17 protein-coding genes are annotated in these 16,142 nt (G+C 75.0%); 9 read left to right on the forward strand and 8 right to left on the reverse strand.

All coding sequences use genetic code 11. The annotated features are described in order from the left end of the window. The first annotated feature begins 121 nt into the window (after nucleotides 1–121). A complete protein-coding gene (locus tag Vau01_RS41505) occupies nucleotides 122–751 on the forward strand; it encodes a LysE family translocator (protein WP_239152274.1) in 630 nt (209 codons plus the stop codon). Nucleotides 752–961: 210 nt separating this feature from the next. Here the strand turns inward: Vau01_RS41505 and Vau01_RS41510 are convergent, their stop codons facing one another. From Vau01_RS41510 to Vau01_RS41530, 5 genes are all read right to left on the reverse strand, one after another. Further along, nucleotides 962–1,489, reverse strand: coding sequence for a CbiQ family ECF transporter T component (locus Vau01_RS41510; RefSeq protein WP_204005409.1), 528 nt, complete (start codon nucleotides 1,487–1,489; stop codon nucleotides 962–964). Nucleotides 1,490–1,533: 44 nt separating this feature from the next. Further along, nucleotides 1,534–2,202 carry an energy-coupling factor ABC transporter ATP-binding protein gene (locus tag Vau01_RS41515; RefSeq protein WP_204005411.1) on the reverse strand — a complete coding sequence of 223 codons (669 nt, stop codon included), beginning with the start codon at nucleotides 2,200–2,202 and terminating at the stop codon, nucleotides 1,534–1,536. Continuing rightward, nucleotides 2,199–3,302: a thiolase family protein gene (locus tag Vau01_RS41520; RefSeq protein ID WP_204005413.1), complete on the reverse strand. Its 1,104-nt coding sequence runs from the start codon at nucleotides 3,300–3,302 to the stop codon at nucleotides 2,199–2,201. The genes Vau01_RS41515 and Vau01_RS41520 overlap by 4 nt, the downstream gene beginning before the upstream one ends. Before the next feature lie 11 nt (nucleotides 3,303–3,313). Then, a complete protein-coding gene (locus Vau01_RS41525) occupies nucleotides 3,314–4,549 on the reverse strand; it encodes a class I adenylate-forming enzyme family protein (RefSeq protein ID WP_204005415.1) in 1,236 nt (411 codons plus the stop codon). A 70-nt stretch (nucleotides 4,550–4,619) separates the two neighbouring features. Continuing rightward, nucleotides 4,620–5,180, reverse strand: a complete 561-nt coding sequence (locus Vau01_RS41530; protein WP_239152275.1) for a biotin transporter BioY — start codon at nucleotides 5,178–5,180, stop codon at nucleotides 4,620–4,622. A 109-nt stretch (nucleotides 5,181–5,289) separates the two neighbouring features. On the opposite strand from Vau01_RS41530, the gene Vau01_RS41535 reads away from it, so the two are divergent. The 5 genes from Vau01_RS41535 to Vau01_RS41555 all read left to right on the forward strand — a co-directional run bounded on the left by Vau01_RS41535 (nucleotide 5,290) and on the right by Vau01_RS41555 (nucleotide 9,918). Further along, on the forward strand, nucleotides 5,290–6,072 hold the full coding sequence (locus Vau01_RS41535) for a hypothetical protein (protein ID WP_204005419.1): 783 nt from the start codon (nucleotides 5,290–5,292) through the stop codon (nucleotides 6,070–6,072). 69 nt (nucleotides 6,073–6,141) lie between these two features. After that, nucleotides 6,142–6,618: a hypothetical protein gene (locus Vau01_RS41540; RefSeq protein WP_204005421.1), complete on the forward strand. Its 477-nt coding sequence runs from the start codon at nucleotides 6,142–6,144 to the stop codon at nucleotides 6,616–6,618. Nucleotides 6,619–6,644: 26 nt separating this feature from the next. After that, complete coding sequence (locus Vau01_RS41545; protein ID WP_204005423.1) at nucleotides 6,645–7,553, forward strand: threonine/serine dehydratase; 909 nt, start codon at nucleotides 6,645–6,647, stop codon at nucleotides 7,551–7,553. A 188-nt stretch (nucleotides 7,554–7,741) separates the two neighbouring features. After that, complete coding sequence (locus tag Vau01_RS41550; RefSeq protein WP_204005425.1) at nucleotides 7,742–8,845, forward strand: DUF4872 domain-containing protein; 1,104 nt, start codon at nucleotides 7,742–7,744, stop codon at nucleotides 8,843–8,845. 86 nt (nucleotides 8,846–8,931) lie between these two features. Further along, entirely contained in the window at nucleotides 8,932–9,918 is a 987-nt protein-coding gene (locus tag Vau01_RS41555) for a LacI family DNA-binding transcriptional regulator (RefSeq protein WP_204005467.1), read from the forward strand. Nucleotides 9,919–9,931: 13 nt separating this feature from the next. On the opposite strand, the gene Vau01_RS41560 is transcribed toward Vau01_RS41555, so the two are convergent. Then, nucleotides 9,932–10,828 (reverse strand): LysR family transcriptional regulator, encoded by an 897-nt coding sequence (locus Vau01_RS41560; protein ID WP_204005427.1) that lies wholly within the window; start codon nucleotides 10,826–10,828, stop codon nucleotides 9,932–9,934. Nucleotides 10,829–10,902: 74 nt separating this feature from the next. Here Vau01_RS41560 and Vau01_RS41565 point away from each other — a divergent pair, with 74 nt between their 5' ends. Together Vau01_RS41565 and hrpB are read left to right on the forward strand one after the other, a co-directional pair. Then, complete coding sequence (locus Vau01_RS41565; protein ID WP_239152277.1) at nucleotides 10,903–11,799, forward strand: DMT family transporter; 897 nt, start codon at nucleotides 10,903–10,905, stop codon at nucleotides 11,797–11,799. Between the two features lie 96 nt (nucleotides 11,800–11,895). Next, nucleotides 11,896–14,385, forward strand: a complete 2,490-nt coding sequence (gene hrpB, locus Vau01_RS41570) for an ATP-dependent helicase HrpB (protein WP_204005429.1) — start codon at nucleotides 11,896–11,898, stop codon at nucleotides 14,383–14,385. Here the strand turns inward: hrpB and Vau01_RS41575 are convergent. Beyond that, nucleotides 14,366–15,031 (reverse strand): C40 family peptidase, encoded by a 666-nt coding sequence (locus tag Vau01_RS41575; protein WP_204005431.1) that lies wholly within the window; start codon nucleotides 15,029–15,031, stop codon nucleotides 14,366–14,368. The genes hrpB and Vau01_RS41575 overlap by 20 nt on opposite strands. An 11-nt stretch (nucleotides 15,032–15,042) precedes the next feature. Between Vau01_RS41575 and Vau01_RS41580 the strand changes: the two genes are divergently transcribed. Next, nucleotides 15,043–15,216: a hypothetical protein gene (locus tag Vau01_RS41580; RefSeq protein ID WP_204005433.1), complete on the forward strand. Its 174-nt coding sequence runs from the start codon at nucleotides 15,043–15,045 to the stop codon at nucleotides 15,214–15,216. On the opposite strand, the gene Vau01_RS41585 is transcribed toward Vau01_RS41580, so the two are convergent. Beyond that, nucleotides 15,213–16,076: a cutinase family protein gene (locus tag Vau01_RS41585; protein ID WP_204005435.1), complete on the reverse strand. Its 864-nt coding sequence runs from the start codon at nucleotides 16,074–16,076 to the stop codon at nucleotides 15,213–15,215. The genes Vau01_RS41580 and Vau01_RS41585 overlap by 4 nt on opposite strands. Nucleotides 16,077–16,142: the final 66 nt, after the last annotated feature.

The raw sequence follows: 16,142 nt of genomic DNA on the forward strand, positions 1-16,142 counted from the left end.
CCTTTCGCCGGAGCTTCCCGCCGCGTTTTCTTACGCCGGTGTCCCCGCGTGCTTCTTCCGCCGGTCTTCCCCGGGGCGGAATCCGGGTGACCGGCGTCGGCCGACCCGGCATTATCGGCGCGTGGACCTCGTCGCCCTGATGCCCGCGTTCATCCTCGCCGTGCTGCTGATCTCGGCCTCACCCGGCCCGGCCATGGCGCTGATCTTCCGCCGCGCGGCGCTCGCCGGCTTCTCCGGCGCCGTACCCACGGTGCTGGGCCTCGAACTCGGGCTCTACGTGTGGGCCGTGTGCGCGGCGGCCGGCCTCGCGGCGATCGTCGCCGCCTCGCAGGTGGCGTTCGTGGTGCTGCGGGTGGTCGGCGCCGCCTTCCTGGTCTACCTCGGCGTCCGGGCCTGGCGGACGGCCTGGCGCGGCGGCGGGCCGGAACCATCGGCGGAGGCGTCCCGCGCCGGCTGGGGAAAGGCCTTCGGCGAGGGGACGCTGGTGCAGCTGGCCAACCCCAAGGCGGCCGTGTTCATGGTGGCGTTCTACCCGCAGTTCGTGCCGGCCGACCGGCCGCTGTTCGCCACCACGGCGCTGCTCGCGCTGGTGCAGGTCGCCATCGAGATCGTGTTCTACCTGTCACTGGCGGCACTGGTCGGCCGGGCCGGCACCTGGTTCCGCCGCACGACGGTCCGCCGTCGCCTGGAGGCCGTGAGCGGCACGATCCTGATCGCCCTTGGCCTCCGCCTCGCAACCACCACCCGCTGAGGCCGGACGCCCCCGCGCTGCCCCGCGCTGCCCCGCGCTGCCCCGCGCTGCCCCGCGCTGCCCCGCGCTGCCCCGCGCCGGCCCCGCGCTGCCCCGCGCTGCCCCGCACCGGTTGATCTTGCAGTTGTGCTCGCCCTTTCGACCCTGTTTGACCCGTTTAGCCCCGTGCACAACTGCAAGGTCAACGGAGGCGGGCGGAGGCGGGGTGGGTCAGTCGTCGGCGCCGCGGGCGGTCAGCGCCTCGCCCAGCGCGTCGGCGGCGCGCAGCGTCCGGATGACGACCGGCACCGCCAGCGCCAGCGGATTGCGGCCGGCCCCGCGGGCCAACTGGGCCTCGCGCACCGCCGTGACGATGCCCGCCAACATCGGCACGCACCGGATCGTCAGCGCCAGCAGCAGCGCCACGCGCGTCGGGTCGACGCCCACCAGGCGCAGCGGCCGGAGCACGCGCACCAGCACGTCGAGCATCGCGTTGACGCGGGTCGTCAGCGTCACCAGGCCGGCCAGCGCCACCGACACCAGCAGCCCGCACACGATGTCGACGGCGCGCACCCAGCCCAGCGTCAGCACCTGGAACGCACCGGTCACCAGCAGCAGCATCCACAGTGGACGGACCTGCGCCAGCGCCACCCGCCACGGAATCCGGGCGAGCAGGTACAGCGACAGGAGAGGCACGAGCATCGGCACCGGGTACCGCACGGTCAGCGCCAGCAGCACGGTCAGCAGCAGGAGTTTCACACCCGGCGGGCACCGGTGCAACACCGAGTTCCCCGGATGGTAGATCACTCCATCAGCCGCCGGTAGAACGCGACGGCCGCCGCCGGGTCGTCGTCGCACACCAGGCGGCCCCCGTCGAAGACGAGCACGCGGTCGTACCCGTCGAGCAGGTCGAGGCCGTGGGTCACGAGCACGATCCGCTGCGGCAGGTCGTGCAGCAGGCGGCCGACCAGGCGGGCATTGCGCAGGTCGAGCAGGGTGGTCGGCTCGTCGCACACGATCGTGTCCGGGTCGAGCGCCAGCACCGACGCGAGCGCCAGCAACTGCTTCTGGCCACCGGAGAGCAGGTGCGCGGGGTGGTCGGCGTGGCCGTCCAGGCCGAAGCGGGTCAGAAGCGAGGTGACGCGCGCAGCGGCGTCGGCACGGGGCAACCGGCGGAGGCTGAACGCCACGTCCTCGGCCACGGTCGGCATCACGATCTGGTTGTCGGGGTCGGTGAACATGAAGCCGACCCGCCGGCGCACCGCCGCACCGTCGCGCCGCGTGTCGAGGCCGTCGACGCGCACCCGCCCCGCCGACGGTCGCACCAGCCCGTTCAGCAGCCGGGCGAACGTCGACTTGCCCGACCCGTTCGCGCCCACCACGCCGATCCGCCGCTCCGGCAGCGTCACCGTCACCTCGCGCAGCACCACGCGGTCGCCGAACCGGTGGGTCACCCCGTCGATCTCGATCATGACCGGGCGACCAGCGTCGCGACCCCGAGCCCCCCGCCGATCGCGCACGCCGCGAGCCCCAGCGCCGGCCCGTCGAGCAGCACCATCCGCGTGAACAGCCGCACCATCAGCACCGCACCGGACGCGCCCCACGGGTGCCCCAGCGCGATCGCGCCGCCGCCGGTGCACACCACCTTCTCGTCGATGCCGAGCAGGTCGAGGCACGCCAGCACCTGTCCGGCGAACGCCTCGGTGATCTCGACCGCGCCGACGTCGCCGGCCAGCAGCCCGTTCCGGTCGAGCAGCGCGCGCACGGCCGGCACGAGCGCGATGCCGGGCCGGGCCGGGTCGCCGCCGCTGACCTGCCAGTCGACGACGCGCAGCCCCGGCACGCCGTGGGTGACCGCGACCACCGCCGCCCCGTCGCTCACCCCGCACGAGTTGCCGGCCGTCACCGTCCCGCCGGGCACGAACGCCGCCGGCAGTCGCCCCAGCCGCGCGGCCGTCAGCCGCGCGCGGGGGCGCTCGTCGTGGTCCAGGCCGCCGACCGGCACCAGCTCCGCGCGCATGTCATCAAACCCGGTGACCGCGAGAGCGTGGCTCCGCGCCGCATACGCGTCCTGGCGTTCGCGGCTGATACCACCCTCGGCGGCCACACGGTCGGCGGCCGCGCCCATCCCAGGATCGGGAGTCCCTGGTGGGGCGAAGGGGGCGCGTGAATACTGGACGGGCGGGTCGCCGGGCCAGAACCGCAACGGCGCCGTTGACGCGCTCTCCACCCCGCCCGCCAGGTACAGGTCACCGGCCCCGGCCCGCACCAGCCCGGCGGCGAGGTTGATGGCTTCGAGCCCGCTGCCGCACTGCCGGTCGACGGTCAACCCCGGGACGCCGGGGCCGAGCCCGGCCGCGAGCGCGGCCACCCGGGCGACGTTGCCACCCGGTCCCATGCAGTTGCCCAGAATCACGTCGTTGACAGGTTGGGAGGTTCCGAGTTCGTTCACCACCACCCGCAGGACGGGCGCGGCGAGATCGGTGACGGTCAGCTCGTGCAGCGCCCGCCCGGCCGTGCCGATCGGTGTGCGGCGAGCGGCGACGATCACCGGCGATCGTGGGCCGGTCACCGGAGGCGGGGTCACCGGAGGCGCCTCGCGTTCAGATTGCCGGCGCGTACCGCCTCCGCGACCTCGGCGCGTGCGACCTTGCCGGCGCCCGTGCGGGGGAGGGCCGGCGTCACGAACCAGTGCCGGGGGCGTTGCGGGGCGGCCAGCCGGTCGCGGGTGGCGGTTCGCAGGTCGGCCAGGTGTACGGCGTCGGCCCGTCGGGGCTCGATGACCGCCGTTACCACGGCGCCCAGCCGGGCGTGGGGCGTGCCCACCACCACGGCGTCGCGCACCGAGGGGACGCCGAGCAGGACGTCCTCGACGTCCTGGGGGAGCACCGGGGTGCCGCCGCACAGGATGGTGCCGTCGCCGCGGCCCCAAACGCGGACGGCGGCGCCGTTGAAAGAGCCGAGGTCGCCGACGGTGGCGAAGCCGTCGGGGGTGCGGCGGAAGGGGCCGGCGACGTCGGCGGCGTAGCCCAGGGACAGGTACGGGCTGCGGACCCAGATCTCGCCGGCGCGGATCTCGACGTCGACGCCGGGGAAGGGGACCAACCGTCCGTCGGGGGTGCCCCACGCCACGAACGACAGCTCGGTCGCGCCGTAGTAGTCGGCGACGCGCACGTCGCGCCGGCGGGCGCGGTCGCGCAGGGCGTCGGGGAGGTGGGCGCCGCCGCACACGGCGAGTTTCGGAGGCTCGGGGAGGTCGAGGAGGTCGGTGAGCATGGTGGGGACGCAGTGGGCGGCGTCCAGTCCGTTCATGGTCGACGGGTCCCAGCGGCCCGGTGCGACCACGTGCGCGCCCGCCCACAGGGCGTGCAGCGCCCCGAACAGGAACAACGACGACGCGAGCGGGCCGGGGACGCCCACCGTCCGGCCGGGGCCGATCCCGGTGCGCTCGCTTACGAGGGGGAAGCTGATGGTCCACGACGCGGAGGCGCGGGCGATCGGACGTGGGGTGCCCGCACTGCCCGACGTGAAGCCCACCCAGAACGGGTTCGTCGTGAGCGGCGGCGTCGGCGCGGTGGGCGTCATGTCGATCGTGGCGAGTGCGCGGCGGCGTTGGTCCGGGGTCCAGGCGGCATCGACCACGACGGCGGTCGCGCCCGCGCGGTCGGCGGCCATGACCGCGACGATGGTGTCGAGCGGATCGGGTTCGCAGACCGCGATGCGTTGCCCGGGGCGGAGGCCGGCGGCCGTCGCGGCGACGCGGTCCCGGAGTTCGCGGTGGGTGACCGTGCCCGACGGGCCGGTGACGGCGGGGCTCATGCGATCGCTCCGCTGCGCTCCGCGATACATTCGCAGGGCACTGAGTCGATGATTCGCTCGCTGCGCTCGCTCATTGGTCCCCGCTCCCCACCAGACCCGGGTACGCCCGGTGCACCTGGCGGGCGACGATCGCGGCGACGACGACCTTGACCATGTCGCCGGGGAGGAACTGGACCGCGCTCTGCACCACGGCGAGCAGGCCGCTGCCGACGCGGGCCGCCTGCACGGGGATGCCGATCGCGTAGATCACGAGGATGCCGCCGACGATGTTGATGACGATGCCCAGCCACAGCCGGTAGTTCGGCAGCATGCGCGCGGTGAGGAGGCCGATGACGAAGGCGCCGATCGGCCACCCGACGAGGTAGCCGGCGCTCGGCCCGGTGAAGACGCCGAGGCCGCCCCGGCCACCGGCGAGGAGCGGCAGGCCGGCGGCCACGAGGATCAGGAAGACGACGCAGGCGGCCGCGCCGCGCCAGGCCCCGAGGAGGGCACCGGCGAGCATCACGCCCAGGGTCTGCGCGGTGATCGGCACCGCGTTGCCGAACGGGGTGAGGGTGCCGGGCAGTCCGAGTGCCGCGATCAGCGCGGCGAACACCGCGATGCGGGCGAGGTCGGCGGCCTTCACGGGCACGGGGATCCCCTTTCGTCGCACGGACGTTAGCGGGTGGCGGCATCCGCCGGGGAACGGGTCGGTCGGAAGTGGCGGAGAACATGTGGACGGTCGCTGCCACCCTGGCGGCGTGCCCCCCGACAGCCTGCCCCTCGAGCCCGGCCTGGCCGGCCTCCTGCGCGCGATGGGGCCCGACCCGCGGGCGGTGCACGCGGCGGTGGCGCCGCCGGTCGGGTCGCCGGTCGTCGACGAGATCGCCGCGGCTGACTACGGGCAGGACTTCCGGGAGCACCGGAAGGCCCTGAACGCGTTGCTGGCCCGCGGCGACCCGCCCGGGCGGCTGGAATGGGCACCGCACGAGGTGCTGAGTCTGACGCTCGGCTACTCCGGTGCCGCGACGGACCTGTACGTCGGTTCGCTGCTGCTCGCCGCCGTCACCCCGTACCAGGACCCGCTGGTCCGGCTGCCGCCGTTCCTGCGGGCGGCCCTCGACCTCGGCGGGGCCGAACTGCTGGCGGCACGCCGGTTCCTGGCCTGGTGCCGGCTGGAGAGCCCGGGCGACTGGCCGGTGTGCGTCGACGACCTGCCGTACCTGACGTTCGGGGTGCTGCTGCTGAGCGTCATGGTGTCGCCGCCGCCGTCCGACGAGACGCTGTGCGGGCTGGCCGCCGGCCTGGTGGAGGAGCTCGACCGGTCCGTGTTCGACGGCGAGTGGATCGGGCGGCAGGAGCCGCCGCTGATCGGCCGGCGGCCGAAGAAGCCGGCGAAGGTCTGGCGCGAGCTCGCCGCCCGGGTGCTGGTCGACGGGCCGTTGGCGGGCACCGGAGTGGGGGGACGGCTGGCGGTGCTGGGCCGGGTCATCTGTCGTGACCAGGTGCTGCCGGTGGAGGACCTGTACGAGCTGTTCTCGTAGGGCGCGCGCACAGGAAGCGCACAGCGGCGGAACAGGGTGGGCTCAGCGGCGGTCCCGATGCTGATGGGCATGACGGAGAACTGGTACCCCGAGGCCGACCCGAACCGCGACCGGAGCATGCCGTTGTGGCCGACGCTCCCGACGGTTCCGGCTGCTGTTCCCGCTGTTCCCGCTGTTTCCGCTGTTTCCGCGGAGCGCGCCGGGCCGCTCGGGATGAACCGGCCGTGGGCGCGGCGGTTGGCGACGGCGGCCGCCGCGGTGGTGCTGTCGCTGGGCGGCGGCGCGGTGGTCGGTGCGGCGGCAATGCGGCTGGAGACCGACACGGTGGCGGTCGCGGGCCTGGCGCCCTCGGGCCGGTCGGGCGCGTCGTCGTCCGGTGCGGCGTCGGGCGGGCCGTCGTCCGGGGCAGCGTCGGGTGCGGCGGCTGCGGGAGCGGCGGCGGGGTGGTCGAGTGCGGCTGCGGCGGTCGGGGTGGTGGCGCGGTCGGGGGCGGCGGGTGTGGCGGGTGCGGCGTCGATCACTGTGGTGCGGCTGCGCGGCGCGTGAGGGGTCGCGTGTAGCAGAGTGGACGGGTGATCGAGACGCTTCCGACCGCAGGTGACGTCGCGGAGGCCGCGAACCGGATTGCGCCGTACGTACGGCGCACGCCCGTGCTCGAGGCCGTCGTGGACGGGCGACCGGTGACCCTCAAGCTCGAACAGTTGCAACTGACCGGCTCGTTCAAGCTGCGCGGCGCCCTCAACGCCCTGCTCGGCGGGCCGTTGCCGGAGCACGTGGTCACCGCGTCCGGCGGCAACCACGGCATCGGGGTGGCGACGGCCGCCCGCCTCCTGGGCATCGGCGCCACGATCGCCGTGCCGGAGTCGGTGCCGCCCGACAAGGAGCGCCGCATCGCGGCGACCGGTGCGACCGTGGTGCGGCACGGCGAGCGGTACGCCGAGGCCGAGCGGCACGCCCGCGACCTCGCCCGGCGCGACGGCCTGCCGTACGTCCCCGCGTACGATGCCGCGGCCGTGGTCGCGGGCCAGGGCACGGTCGGGCTGGAGATCGCCGAGCAGGCACCGGGCTGCGACACCGTCGTCGTGGCGGTCGGTGGCGGTGGGTTGATCTCCGGGGTGACGCTCGGGGCCGGCCCGCGGACCGTCGTCGGGGTCGAGCCGGCCGGGTGTGCCTGTCTGCACGCGGCGGTCGCGGCCGGCGAGCCGGTCGACAGCCCGGTCGCGTCGGTGAGCGCGTCGGCGCTCGGGGCGACCCGCGTGGGGCGGATCCCGTTCGCCGTCCTGGAGAAGTCGCCGCCGGTGCTGGCCATGGTCGACGACGAGGCGACGCTCGCGGCCCGCGACCGCCTCTGGGACGAGTTCCGCCTCGCGGTGGAACCCGCCGGTGCGGTGCCGTTCGCCGCCTGGCTGGCCGGCGACGTGCCCGGCGACCATCCGTGCCTGGTCGTGTGCGGCGCCAACGCACCCTGGCGACCCCTATGATGGGCACCGGCACGCCCGCGTGCCGTACCCCCTGACCGGTGGTCCACGCCCACCGGCGCGAGCGGGGGCGAAGGTGGCCACCATGCCGTCGCGGGAGGCCGGTCCAGTCCTGTCCCACGGTTCGCAGGTGTCGGCTCGCCACCGGGCGTGGACGTGGTGGCGTGCGCGCACCGGCAGGGTGAGACACAGTGACCGAGCATCGAGACCTCAAGCGCCTCGTCCGTGAGCGGATGGCCCGCACCGGCGAGTCCTACAGCACCGCACGGCGGCACGTCACGGCCCGCCAACCGCAAAGATCGGCCCATCGGGAGAGCGCCCTGGTCGCGCGGCTTCTTTCGGACGCGGGACAGCTCGCCCCGCACACCGGTGAGCCGTTCACCGAGGCGATGGTGTGCGGGCTGGCCGGCGGCATCGGCTTCCTGTACGCCGTCTTCGAGTACAAGGGGCTGCCGCCGCTGGTGACGCTCGTCGCCCAGCACCACCCCGACCCGTGGGCGCCGGCGGCGCTGCGCCGGGCCGGCGTCGCGTTCACCGAGGCGCACAGCGGGTCGCCGGCACCGGCCACCACCGCGCTGCGCCGCGACCTCGACGCGGGGCGCACCGTTCTGTGCACGATCGCGCGCGGCCGGCTGCCCTGGCATCCCGACGACCCGTTCGACGCCGACCCGTACCCGGTGCTGGTGACGGCCGGCACGGGCGACGACATCATGGTCGACGACGGGACCGGCACGCCGCGGACGCTGCCGCTGGAGACGTTCGTGACCGCCTGGTCGGCCCACCGCAAGGGCCGCCACCATCGGCTGGTGGTGACGGGAGAGCGGACCGGCGACCCGGCCGTCCGGGACGCGATCGCGACCACGGTCGCCCACCTGACCGGGCCGGTGCTGGGCAACGCGTTCGACGTCAACTTCGGGCTGTCGGGGCTGGAGCGGTTCGCGAGCCAGCTCCGGGACGAGCGTACGAAGACGGGCTGGGCGCGCCGTTTCGCCGACCCGGACGCGCTGGCCGCCGGGCTGCGTCGGGTCCACGACTGCGTCGAGCGCGAGCTCACCGCCCCCGGCGCGACCCGCCCGCTGTACGCGGAGTTCCTCGACGAGGCCGCGACGATCGTGGACCTCCCGCCGGCCGCCGCCGACGCGTACCGGGAGGCCGGAGACCGGTGGCACCGGCTCGCGTCGGCGGCGCTCACGGCGTCACATATGAGGGAAACGGCGTTGAGCCGCCTCGCGGACCTGGCCGACGACGTGCTCGCGGCCGAACGGACGGCGGCGGGAGTGATCGCCGAGGTGTGACGCTGGGGTACCTTCGTGTTCGGTTCGGTACCGATCGGCAGGCGGGGTGCACCGTGATGGATGGCAGGATCACGCGCGGCCCCGCCATGACCGACGTCGCCCGGCTGGCGGGGGTCTCGCACCAGACGGTGTCGCGGGTGCTCAACGACCATCCCAACGTGCGGGAGCAGACCCGGCTGCGGGTGCGGGCGGCCATCGCCGAGCTCGGCTACCGGCCCAACCGCACGGCGAAGGCCCTGGTCACCGGCCGGTCGACGCTCATCGGCGTGGTCACCCTCAACTCGACGCTGTACGGGCCGGCGTCGCTGCTCAGCGCCGTGGAGCGGGCGGCGGCCGACGCCGGGTTCGCGGTGAGCGTCGGCAGCGTCACCGACCTCGACCGGCAGTCGATCTCCGACGCCGTGGAGCGCCACCTCGACCACCGGGTCGCCGGGATCGTGGTGATCGCACCGGTGGCGTCGGCGACCGAGGCGCTGGCCGAACTGCCGGCGACCATCCCGCTGGTGACCATCGACGGCGACCCGGAGCGCTCGGCCGCCCTGGTGACCGTCGACCAGGTGGCCGGCGCCCGCGACGCCACCCGGCACCTGCTCGACGCCGGCCACCGCACCGTGTGGCACGTGTCCGGCCCGGTCGACTGGTTCGACAGCGCCGGCCGGGTCCGCGGCTGGCAGGAGGCGCTGCGCGACGCCGGCGCCGAGGTGCCCCCGGTGATCGCCGCGGGCGACTGGACGGCCGCGTCGGGCTACCGGGCCGGGCAGATGCTCGCGCGCATGCCCGACGTCACCGCGGTGTTCGCCGCCAACGACCACCAGGCGCTCGGAATACTGCGCGCGCTGAGCGAGCACGGCCGCACGGTGCCGCGCGACGTGAGCATCGTCGGCTTCGACGACGTGCCGGAGGCGGCGTACTTCATCCCGCCGCTGACCACGGTCCGGCCGGACTTCCACGCGGTGGCGTTCGCGTCGCTCTCGTTGCTGCTGCGGCAGATCGACGCGGGGCCGGCGCCGGAGCGGCACACGATCGCGCCGACCCTGGTGAGCCGGGACAGCGTCGGCCCGCCGCGGGTCTGAGGGAGCACGCGGCTTACGCGGCGGCCTTGCCTCCGGCGCGGTCGGCCAGGAGCGCGAGGGTTCGCCGCACCGGCGGGGTGTCGAGGACCGCGGTCTGCACCAGCGCGTGGATCGACCGCTGCGGCGTCGGGTTCGTGACCGGCACCGCCACCGCGCCGACCGGCAGGTCGACGGTGCCGATCCGGGGGAGCACCGTGATGCCGATGCCCGCGTCGACGAACGCGACCGCCGTGCGGTAGTCGTGCGCCTCGACGTGGAACGGCGGGCTGAACCCGGCCCCCCGGCACGCGTCGATGACGGTCTGCCGGCACCAGCCGCGGGCGAAGTCGTTGTCGACCCACCGCTCGGTGGCCAGCCGGGCCAGTTCCACCTCGGCCTCGCCGGCCAGCGGATGCGACCGCGGCAGCACCACCACGTACGGCTCGTCGAGCAGGTGCACCGCGCGCACCCCGGGCGCCGGCTGGAAGTCGCGGGGCGCGACCGCGATCTGCACGTCGACCCGTTCGTCGGGGGCGGCGACGTCGTCGCGCAGCGACAGGTCGAGCCGGATGCCGGGGAAGTCGCGCAGCAGCGCGCGCACCACCGACGGCATCCAGGCCGCCCCGATCGACGCGAAGTAGGCCACCGACAGCGACCCGGCCCGCCCCTCCCGCAGGTCGGCGACGAACGACTCGACCTCGCCGAGCCGGGTCAGCACCCCGTCGATCTGCGCGGCCAGGGCGCGCCCGGCCGAGGTGGGTTCGACGCCGCGCCCGTTGCGCGCGAGGAGCACGAGCCCGGTCTCGCGCTGCAGGGCGGAGACGTGCTGGCTCACCGCCGACGCGGTGTAGCCGAGGTGGGTGGCGGCCGCGTTCACGGAGCCGCTCGCGACGACCGCGCGGAACACGCGCAGGCGGTGGACGTCCAGCATTCTTCAATCCTACTGAACATTCATGCAGAAAACATTGCTTGTCCTTAAGTGTTTCTGCCCGCACGATCGGAGGCGTGAAACGCATCCTCCCGGCTCTCGCCGCCGGCGTGACCATGGTCTTCTGGGCGTCCGCCTTCATCGCGATCCGGTTCGTGGGTGAGGACTACTCGCCCGGGTCGATGGCGCTGGGCCGCCTGGTGGTGGGCTCGGTGGCGCTGGTCGCGGTGGTGGCGTTCCGTTCGCGCCGCGCGCTGCCCCGGGGACGCCCGTTGGCACTCGTCCTGGCCTACGGCGTGCTCTGGTTCGGGCTCTACGCGATCCTGCTCAACGCTGCCGAGCGTCACCTCGACGCCGGAACGGCGGCGCTGATCGTGAACGTCGGGCCGATCCTCATCGCGGTGCTCGCCGGGATCTACCTCAAGGAGGGCTTCCCGCGCGGCCTGGTGACCGGCCTGGTGGTCGCGTTCGGCGGCGTTTCGACGATCGCGGTGGCGACGTCGACCGGCCACCACGACGCGTCGGGCGTGCTGCTCGCGCTGGGCGCCGCGGCGCTGTACGCGGTGGGCGTCCTGCTCCAGAAGCAGGCCCTGCGCGACGTGGACCCGTTCACCGCCACGTGGCTGGGCTGCGTCGCCGGGATGGCCGTCTGCCTGCCGTTCGCGCCGACGCTGATCAGCGAGGTTGCCGCCGCGCCGGCGTCGGCGACCGCCGGGATCGTCTACATGGGCCTGTTCCCGACCGCGGTGGCGTTCGCGACCTGGGCGTACGCGCTGTCGCACACCAGCGCAGGCAAACTGAGTTCGTCGTCGTACGTGGTGCCCGCGATCACGGTGCTGATGTCGTGGGCGTTCCTGGCGGAGGTGCCCCGGCCGCTCGCGCTGCTGGGCGGGGTGCTGTGCCTGGTGGGGGTCGCGCTGACGCGCTTGCCGGCGCGGGCGCCGGCTCCGCGGGCGGAGCCCGCCCGTACGTGAGGCACCGCCGCGCCCGCCGCGGCCTGCGATAAACGGTCGTATATCCGGGGGCGGGCGATCCGCGCCCACCCACCGGCGGCGGTGTCTACTTGACCGGTGCTGCCCATCGAGCCCGTCCTGCCCCACCTCGTCGCCACGCTGTCGGGGAGCGGTGCGGCCGTGCTGGTCTCGCCGCCCGGTACGGGCAAGACCACGATGGTGCCGCTGGCGATCGAGGGGCGGGTCGTCGTCGCCGAGCCGAGGCGGGTCGCGGCCCGGGCGGCGGCGAGCCGGATGGCGTGGCTGCTGGGGGAGAAGGTCGGGCAGCGGGTCGGGTACACGGTGCGCGGCGAGCGGCGGGTCGGCCCCGACACGCGGGTGGAGGTGGTGACCACCGGCGTGCTCGTGCGGCGGCTGCTGCGCGACGCGGAGCTGCCCGGGGTCGGCACGGTGATCATCGACGAGTGCCACGAGCGTCACCTCGACACCGACCTCGCGCTGGCGTTCACGCTGGAGTCCCGCTCGGTGCTGCGACCGGACCTGGCGCTGCTGGCGATGTCGGCCACCGCCGACGCCGACCGGATCGCGGCGGTGATGGGTGACGCACCGGTGATCGGCGCCGACGCGCCGCTGTACGAGGTGGCGGTCGAGCACCGGCCGGCCGTCGGGCGGATCGACCCGCCGCGCGGGCTCCGGGTGGACCCGCGGTTCCTCGACCACGTCGCCGCCGTCATCCGGGAAGCCGTCGCCGGCACCGACGGCGACGTGCTCGTGTTCCTCCCCGGCGCCGGGGAGATCGAGGCGGTGGCGCGCCGCCTCCACGGCCACGAGATCGCGCGGCTGCACGGCCGGATGAGCGCGCGCGACCAGGACGCGGTGCTGCGTCCCGGCGAGCGGCGGCGGGTGGTGCTGTCGACCGCGGTCGGCGAGAGCAGCCTCACGGTGCCCGGGGTGCGCGCGGTGGTCGACGCCGGGCTGGCCCGGGTGCCCCGGCTCGACCTGGCCCGGGGCCTGGGCGCGCTCGTCACCGTGCGGGTCTCGCGGTCGGTCGCCCACCAGCGCGCGGGCCGCGCCGGACGCGAGGCCCCCGGCCGGGTGTACCGCTGCTGGAGCGAGGCCGATCACGACCGCCTGCCCGCCCAGCCGGAGCCCGAGATCGCCACCGCCGACCTGACCGCGTTCGCGCTCGCCCTGGCCGAGTGGGGCGACCCGGACGGCGATGGCCTCGCGCTGCTCGACCAGCCGCCGGCGTCGGCGCTGAGCGTCGCCCGGGACACGTTGCGGGACCTCGGCGCCGTCGACGCGGACGGCCGCATCACCGGGCGCGGCCGGCGCATCGCGGCGGCGGGCGTGCACCCGAGGCTGGGCCGCGCCCTGCTGGACGGCGCGCCCCTGGTGGGCGCCCGCCGCGCCGCCGAGGTGGTCGCCGTCCTCGCGGACGAGGGCCACGCCGGAGATGATCTTGTCGCGGCGTGGCGGCGGTTGCGATCGGGTGACGACGGAGCCTCGGCCCGCTGGCGCGACGAGGCCAGGCGCCTGCGGGACGCCACCGGCAAGGGAGGCGGAGGCGGCGGCGCGGGCAGTGGCGCGGGCAGTGGCGCGGGCAGTGGCGCGGGCGGAGGCGGGCAGCCCGCCGGCTCGGATGATCTCGCGGCGGGGATCGTGGTCGGGCTGGCGTTTCCGGAGCGCCTGGCCCGCCGGCGGCCCAACGGGTACCTCATGGCCGGCGGCACCGCGGCCGAGCTCGCACCCGGGTCGGCCCTCGGCGGGGCCGAGTGGCTCGCGATCGCCACCGCCGCCCGCCAGCCGGGTTCGCCGGCTGCCACCGTGCGGCTCGCCGCGGCCGTCGACGAAAGTACCGCCCGCGAGGTCGGCGCGACGCTGCTCTCCGTCGCGAGTGAGGTCGAGTGGGACGGTGGGGACGTCGTCGCGCGGCGGGTGGAGCGGCTCGGGGCGATCGTGCTGCGGGAGCGGCCGTGGGCCGACCCGCCGGCGTCCGCGGTGGCGGCGGCGCTGCGGGGCGGGTTGCGGCGCAACGGGCTCGGGCTTCTTTCCTGGACGGTGGACGCGTCGCGCCTGCGCGAGCGGCTCGCCTTCTGCCACGCCGTGTTCGGCGACGAGTGGCCGGACGTGGACGACGAGGCTCTACTGTCCACAGTGGACATCTGGCTCGGCGCCGACCTGGTCGGCGCCCGCCGCCGGAGCGATCTCGCCCGGATCGACGTGACACGAGCGTTGCGCCGCCTGCTCGACCACCGGCAGGCGGCCCGGCTCGACGCCGTCGCCCCGGAGCGGCTCGACGTGCCGAGCGGCAGCCGCGTGCGGCTCGACTACGCCGACGGCACGCCGGTGCTGGCGGTCAAGCTGCAGGAGGCGTTCGGGTGGACGGCGTCGCCGCGGGTGGCCGACGGGAGGGTGCCGGTGCGGGTGCACCTGTTGTCGCCCGCGGGCCGCGCTCTCGCCGTCACCTCGGATCTTGAATCGTTCTGGCGCAACGGATACGCGGCCGTGCGCGCGGAGATGCGCGGCCGCTATCCGCGCCATCCGTGGCCGGCCGACCCGTTGTCGGCGACGCCGACCCGGCGGCTCAACCCCCGGCGGGCCTGATGTCGACGGCCACCTCGTCGCCGAGCCGGTAGCCCAGGCTGAGGTCGAGCTCGTCGCCGCTCCAGAAGCGGCCCGGGTCGTACCAGTTGATCCGCCGGCCGACGGGCAGCAGGCCCATCGCCTCGTAGGTGACGGCCACGACCTCGGCGCAGTAGGCGACCTCCAGCGTCGCCTCGTCGACGTCGATGGAGGCGGACTGCCCGCGCCGCCACGGCACGCGCATCCGCGGCACCCGGCCGCGGGCCCACCGCCACGCCAGCTTGGTGGTGGACGGGAACGGCGTGCCGTCGAGCCGCGCGATCGTGCGCAGCACGGCGTCCTCCATCTCGCGGGTGGCCGGCTGCTGCAGTTCCCGCAGCCACGCCCGCTGCCCGTAGCGCTCGCCCCAGACGCGCACCGCGTCGCGCAGGTCGTGCAACTGCACGCCGCGGTGGTGGGTGCCGGTCCACCGGTCGGGCAGCGACCGGCCCAGCTCGGCGTGCCACATCAGCGGCGGCAGGTCGTCGAGCACCACCGACATGCCCACGTGGTTGACCGGGGAGTTCGTGGCGAACTGGATCGCACGGTCGGCGCCCGACCGGCCGCGGAACAGCCAGATGTCACCGGTGCGGGAACGTTCGACCGCCTCGTCCAGAGTGATCGGCATAGGATCACTGTATGCGTGGACGGTGGTGGAAGGTTCTGGGTGTCGCCGGGTTCGTCGGGGTGGCGGCCACGGGGGTGGTGGTGGCGCGGGCCGAGCGCAAGCGCCGCGCGTACACGCCCGAGGAGGTCCGCACCCGCCTCCGCGAACGGTTGGAAGCGGCGGAGGCGGGTGAAAAGACCCCCTAAAACTCGCCGGCCACGAACGTCGCGGCGCGCGCGGCGAACTGTCCGTAGGCGAGATGACCGTCGCCGCCCGCGCGGCCGGCGCCCTGGCACACCGGGTCGCCGCCGTTGCAGTAGTCCTGGATCCGGTCGTTGAACGCGGCCAGTTCACCGGCGCGGCGCGGATTGAGCCCGCGCGACGGCGTGCCGAACGTGCCGAGGTTGTACGGCTCGACGCTGTTGAAGCGCGGGTCCCCGAACATCACCGCGGCGCGCACCTTCGCGCCGTTGGCCGCGGAGAACCCGGCGAGCGCGTCGCCGACCACGATCGCGCCCTGCGAGTAGCCGAGCAGCACGAGGCAGCCGTTCGACGCGGCCACGAGGCGGTTCAGTTCGGCGACGCCCTGCCGGGGGCTGTTCACGAACTCGGCCGCCGCCGGGTAGTCGAGGCCGACGACGGTCACCGGAACGTCGACGCGGCTGTCGATCTGGCGCGACACCTGGCCGAGCAGGAAGCCGGTGCCGGCCGGTTCGCCCGTGCCGCGGGCCGCGATCACCGTGACGGCGGCACAGTCACCATCGGACGCGGCCCCGCCTGCGGCGCCGCCGGGCACGCCGCCGGGCGCGGTGCCGCCGGTCCCGCCGGAGCCGTCGGCCACGCCGCCGCCGGCTGAGCCGTCGGCCGCGCCGCCGCCGGACCCGCCGCCGGGCTGCTCGACCGAACCGCCCCGGTCGCCACCGAACCGGTCCAGCCACAACCGCAGCAGTGACGCGCGTCGTTCCGACCCGCCGGTCGTCGCCGACGCCATGGGTGCGAACACCACCCCGCCGAGGAGCACGGTTCCCGCGACGGCCAGCGTCACGAACCTCTTCCCTGGTCTCATGGTCGAACCGTGACAGGCGACGGCCGCCATCGGTCGGCGTCACAGTCAGACTTAAGGCTTATTTGC

Origin of the sequence: Virgisporangium aurantiacum (assembly GCF_016863635.1) — a bacterium.
Taxonomy (GTDB): domain Bacteria; phylum Actinomycetota; class Actinomycetes; order Mycobacteriales; family Micromonosporaceae; genus Virgisporangium; species Virgisporangium aurantiacum.

Coding starts and splice junctions, on each gene's coding strand:
- Vau01_RS41515 (WP_204005411.1), bottom strand. CDS start 2,202: ATGATCGAGATCGACGGGGTGACCCACCGGTTCGGCGACCGCGTGGTG.
- Vau01_RS41525 (WP_204005415.1), bottom strand. CDS start 4,549: ATGAGCCCCGCCGTCACCGGCCCGTCGGGCACGGTCACCCACCGCGAA.
- Vau01_RS41540 (WP_204005421.1), top strand. CDS start 6,142: ATGACGGAGAACTGGTACCCCGAGGCCGACCCGAACCGCGACCGGAGC.
- Vau01_RS41555 (WP_204005467.1), top strand. CDS start 8,932: ATGACCGACGTCGCCCGGCTGGCGGGGGTCTCGCACCAGACGGTGTCG.
- Vau01_RS41560 (WP_204005427.1), bottom strand. CDS start 10,828: ATGCTGGACGTCCACCGCCTGCGCGTGTTCCGCGCGGTCGTCGCGAGC.
- Vau01_RS41575 (WP_204005431.1), bottom strand. CDS start 15,031: ATGCCGATCACTCTGGACGAGGCGGTCGAACGTTCCCGCACCGGTGAC.
- Vau01_RS41580 (WP_204005433.1), top strand. CDS start 15,043: ATGCGTGGACGGTGGTGGAAGGTTCTGGGTGTCGCCGGGTTCGTCGGG.
- Vau01_RS41585 (WP_204005435.1), bottom strand. CDS start 16,076: ATGAGACCAGGGAAGAGGTTCGTGACGCTGGCCGTCGCGGGAACCGTG.